Here is a 2,309-nt window from a genome sequence, read left to right on the forward strand (position 1 = left end):
CATTTAATAAGAATTCATCGCAGGGTAGAGCAGTTGGCAGCTCATCGGGCTCATAACCCGGGGGTCGTAGGTTCGAGTCCTACCCCTGCTAAATAGATGTACTGGAATATTGAGATAGCAAAGGCATCCAATATTAACTGGTCTCCAGACCATCGAAGAACCATGCAATCGTTCTCACAGCGTTGGCTGATGAAGCGGTTGCTTTTTTATTACCTTTTGCTTAAATACAAAAAATCCCTAGGAGAGCCTAGGGAGAAATAAAAAATGAATTAATTATTCATCTGCATAAGTGTCGAAGTAGCCTTGAATAAAGATAACAGGAGTTCCTTTATCTCCACTACCACTTGTGAGGTCACAAAGAGAACCAATAAGGTCTGTAATCTTTCTAGGTGTAGTACCTTGGCTAACCATCTGACCTTTAAGATCTGAATTTTTATGTGAAATAAAGTCTTTCATTGCAGCTTTTAACTCTTCACCCTTTAGCTCGGCAAAGTCATTATCTGCTAGGTATTTAAGTTTAACTTCATTTGGGAGTCCTAAAAGACCTGAAGTAAAGCCTGGTGATACAACAGGATCAGCAAGCTCCCAAATCTTACCCTGAGGATCTTTGAAAGCACCATCACCATAAACTAATGCTTCAATTTTCTTACCTGTTGCTTCGCTTAATGCTTTTGAAAGACCTTCTGCAAATTCTTGAGCATCACGAGGAAAGAGCTTTAATGTGTTTTCTGTAGCTTTGTTTGAACCAAGGAGACCGTAATCAGCGTTAAAACCAGAGCCATCAACACTTTGAGTCATTAAATCATCGAGACCAAGTACAATTCTTGCACCAGCTTTCTTTAATAATCGCTTGCTTCTTGCTCTTGTGTGGATGTCTGCACAAATTACAGCATCTGTTTTGTCTAAGATTCTAAGAGCGTTGTTTGCAAAAATAATCTCTGCTTCACAGCCCTCTGCTGTAATGAGCTCTTTATAGAACTCTACATAGTCTACGCCTGTGAACTCATGCTTTTGATAGCCAAAATGAGCTCTATAATCTTCTTCTGTAAGAACATCACTATAAGGATTAATACCTTCTTCATCTACCTGGTCAAGAGAAATAAGGTGGTTACCAACCTCATCTGATGGATAGCTGAGCATTAAAACAATTTTCTTAGCACCTCTTGCAATACCTTTTAATATAAGGGAGAAGCGGTTTCTAGAGAGAATAGGGAAAATAAGACCAATTGTGCTTTCCCCAAACTTAGCTTTTACATCCTTTGCAATGTCATCACATGAACAGTAATTTCCCTGAGCACGTGCAACAACTGCTTCAGTAACACCTACAATATCTCTATCTTTAACTGTGATATTTTCTTCTTTAATTGCTTCAAGTACACTATCTTTTACAATAGAAATAAGATTATCACCTTGCTTAATAATTGGGCATCTAATGCCTCTTGATACAACGCCTGTTGTTCTTGCCATAAATTAACCTTCCCGAATTTCAATGTATAATATAGTTTATACCATATTTTATTTTTTTGATGCTATAATATTTATCTATGATTAAAAATGAAGCAAAAATTAAAAATATCTTAATTGTAAAAATTCGAGAACTTCTAGAGCATCGTGCTCTATGGCTTTATTTGCTTTGTGATGAAGCTGAGAAAAAAGGCTTAAAATGGGAGGACTTTGCTCCTGATGCAATTAAAAGATGTGGACTTTATCAAGGTGGTGAGCTTGTTAAGAAGGGTAAGACTAATTCCTTAAAAGGACTAAAGAAAACTCTTTTCTCTAAGGCTGCCCAAATGGTATTTGAAATGGATGTTAAAAAATCAACAGATGATGAATTAAATATCGATTTCCATTATTGTCCTCTAGTAAAAGCTTGGCAAAAGCAAGGTTGCTCAGATAGCGAAATAGCAAGACTTTGTGATATCGCTATGTGTGGTGACCATGGAATTGGAGAAGAATACGGTGCCAAATTAGATTTGCCTAAATGCATTGCTAAAGGTGATGATATTTGTGCTTTACGATACCACAAAAAATAATAAGGGTTTTTATGTGTAATATCATTGATGCGTATACAAAAATATTAAATGAAGAATTAAAACCAGCACTTGGGTGTACAGAACCAGTTGCAATAGCATATGCAAGTGCAGCGGCATCTGAGCTACTTAATAGAGATTTTGATAAACTAATAGTTGAATGCTCTGGAAACGTTGTAAAGAATGTTAAGAGTGTTACAGTTCCAAACTCTAATGGTATGAAGGGTATTGAAGCAGCAGCTCTGCTGGGTGCACTTGGAGGAACTTCTAATCTTCATT

Annotated in this window: 2 protein-coding genes, 1 tRNA gene and 1 pseudogene; 3 read left to right on the forward strand and 1 reads right to left on the reverse strand. The window is 36.8% G+C overall.

Features of this window, described 5'->3' with window-relative positions:
* The first annotated feature begins 18 nt into the window (after positions 1-18).
* Positions 19-91: transfer RNA gene (locus tag SOY52_RS01370), tRNA-Met, on the forward strand.
* 182 nt (positions 92-273) lie between these two features.
* On the opposite strand, the gene SOY52_RS01375 is transcribed toward SOY52_RS01370, so the two are convergent.
* Positions 274-1,467, reverse strand: coding sequence for a coenzyme F420-0:L-glutamate ligase (locus SOY52_RS01375; protein ID WP_320847193.1), 1,194 nt, complete (start codon positions 1,465-1,467; stop codon positions 274-276).
* Between the two features lie 77 nt (positions 1,468-1,544).
* On the opposite strand from SOY52_RS01375, the gene SOY52_RS01380 reads away from it, so the two are divergent.
* Positions 1,545-2,033, forward strand: coding sequence for an L-2-amino-thiazoline-4-carboxylic acid hydrolase (locus SOY52_RS01380; protein ID WP_320847194.1), 489 nt, complete (start codon positions 1,545-1,547; stop codon positions 2,031-2,033).
* A gap of 11 nt (positions 2,034-2,044) precedes the next feature.
* Positions 2,045-2,309, forward strand: a pseudogene (locus SOY52_RS01385) (serine dehydratase subunit alpha family protein); the annotation flags it as partial.

Source organism: Bullifex sp. (genome assembly GCF_034103065.1).
Lineage (GTDB): Bacteria > Spirochaetota > Spirochaetia > Sphaerochaetales > Sphaerochaetaceae > Bullifex.